We start from the raw sequence: 1,761 nt of genomic DNA on the forward strand, positions 1-1,761 counted from the left end.
GCAATAGATGGATTTTGGTTTTCAGAAATATTTGAGCTATCGCCACTAGACGAAAAACTTAAAAACGATGTTATAAACGAATTAAATCATCTGACTAAGGAGAAAAAATAATATGTCGTATTTATATTTAACACTAGCCATAATAGGAGAACTTATTGGTTCGTCTATGCTCAAAGCTTCTGAAGGATTTTCAAAACTCTATCCTACTATTGGTGTAATAATTGCTTTTATAAGCGCATTTTTCTTTTTATCACTAGCAATGAAGACTATTCCACTTAATACCGCCTATGCCATTTGGTCTGGAATAGGAATCGTTGCTACAACCATTATTTCCGTTCTAATTTGGAAAGAGAAAGTCAATGCTGCCAGTGTTACAGGAATCGCATTAATTCTTATAGGTGTTGTAATATTGAATCTATTTGGTCCAGGGCACGGTGAAGCAAGTAATAATGAAAAAGTAAATGAATCCACAATCATTGCCAGTAATAAAATGGAATAAAAAATGATTTATAAAAGTGTTTTCTGATTTGGAAAGCACTTTTTTCTTATAAAGCTAAACTGCTGGATAGCTTAAGTACATTTTTTCACAATATCCATTTTAACCCACTAACTATTTCTAAATAATCTGGCCCGTTTGTTGAATATCTTTTGTATCTCAATAAACCACATGAACTAAAACCGATCCATCATCAAAAACAGAAATTTGAACAGGTTGATAATCAACTTCGTCAAAATAGCAAATATGATTTTCGTCTAATTGCTCACGGCTACCTTCACGATAGCTTTTGCCATAACGTTTTCTAAAATATTGTTTTGCTTCTAACGCCGTTTTAAAATCGGGGAAGTTTGCTTCATCTTCTCTAGTAATCATTCAGTTTACCTCCTTTTTTGTCATTTTAATTCGCCTGTTTCTTTGTCGAAATCGCTTCGACCATATTTCCGTTCTTGATAAACAGCATCGAAATACAACCTAATCAATCCAGTATGCGACCGCAAAACAGAGTTTATTATTTTCATGCTAGGCAAATTATGTTCAGCCCCACGAGCTCTGACAAATCTCCTTAACTCACGAATGTTTGCTAGTCCATGTTCATCAATCAAATCACAGACATCGTTCAACATGTCGTCTTTATCTTCAACATCAAGCGTTATGTATCGATCAATATCAAAGTTGTTCAGCAGCTTAATGTCTCGCTTATCGTATACACGCTTATTTTTAGCGATAGCATCTTTTGATTCATGTGTTAAATACAGGTATATATTTTCCATGCTCTGAACTACAATTTGAACCATAGCAACGCTTTTTGGGCCCAAAATTTGTTTAATTTTATAGCGTACACTATCTGCGGTTACTGGATTTTTCGCCACATAAATAACGTGATAGTGAGCCTTTTTATATTTTTGCCCTTCAACTTCACTTAGATCTTTATCATGAAGAGGACTAATTGCAATCGGAAGACCAATTGATTCTAGCTTCATTTCCCAATCTTCTGGAATAGATTCAGGGTATAACAAAAAAGTAAAGTATCTTGCTTTGTCTTTAGCCATAATGATATATTCACCTTACAAAAATGAGTTGTAGATTGAGCGTACCTTTTCCCGAGGCGCTCTTTTTTTATGCCCATTTTTGCCCTTTCTTGTATTCTCCTAGAGCAATCGTGATTAATGCGGATTTAGATAGACCTTTTTCTTTAGCCATTTTTTCTAGGTCATCTAGTACAGATTCCGCCAAAGTAATCGTTAATCTTTTTTTCTTTTTTT

At 34.1% G+C, this 1,761-nt stretch carries 5 protein-coding genes; 2 read left to right on the forward strand and 3 right to left on the reverse strand.

Annotation, left to right across the window (positions count from 1 at the left end; genetic code table 11):
- The first annotated feature begins 3 nt into the window (after positions 1–3).
- A complete protein-coding gene (locus tag DL239_RS21870; protein WP_439650883.1) occupies positions 4–111 on the forward strand; it encodes a hypothetical protein in 108 nt (35 codons plus the stop codon).
- A 1-nt stretch (position 112) separates the two neighbouring features.
- Positions 113–499: a multidrug efflux transporter outer membrane subunit EmrC gene (gene emrC, locus DL239_RS21140; RefSeq protein WP_061092474.1), complete on the forward strand. Its 387-nt coding sequence runs from the start codon at positions 113–115 to the stop codon at positions 497–499.
- Positions 500–655: 156 nt separating this feature from the next.
- Here emrC and DL239_RS21145 read toward each other — a convergent pair whose 3' ends face one another.
- The 3 genes from DL239_RS21145 to DL239_RS21850 all read right to left on the reverse strand — a co-directional run bounded on the left by DL239_RS21145 (position 656) and on the right by DL239_RS21850 (position 1,738).
- Positions 656–871, reverse strand: a complete 216-nt coding sequence (locus DL239_RS21145) for a hypothetical protein (RefSeq protein WP_061092473.1) — start codon at positions 869–871, stop codon at positions 656–658.
- Between the two features lie 20 nt (positions 872–891).
- The gene (locus DL239_RS21150) at positions 892–1,548 is read right to left on the reverse strand and encodes a replication protein (protein WP_061092472.1); all 657 of its coding nucleotides are present in this window, start codon (positions 1,546–1,548) and stop codon (positions 892–894) included.
- A 67-nt stretch (positions 1,549–1,615) separates the two neighbouring features.
- Positions 1,616–1,738, reverse strand: a complete 123-nt coding sequence (locus DL239_RS21850) for a ribbon-helix-helix domain-containing protein (RefSeq protein ID WP_167686078.1) — start codon at positions 1,736–1,738, stop codon at positions 1,616–1,618.
- Positions 1,739–1,761 lie beyond the last annotated feature (23 nt).

This window comes from Parasedimentitalea denitrificans (assembly GCF_011813015.1).
Lineage (GTDB): Bacteria > Pseudomonadota > Alphaproteobacteria > Rhodobacterales > Rhodobacteraceae > Parasedimentitalea > Parasedimentitalea denitrificans.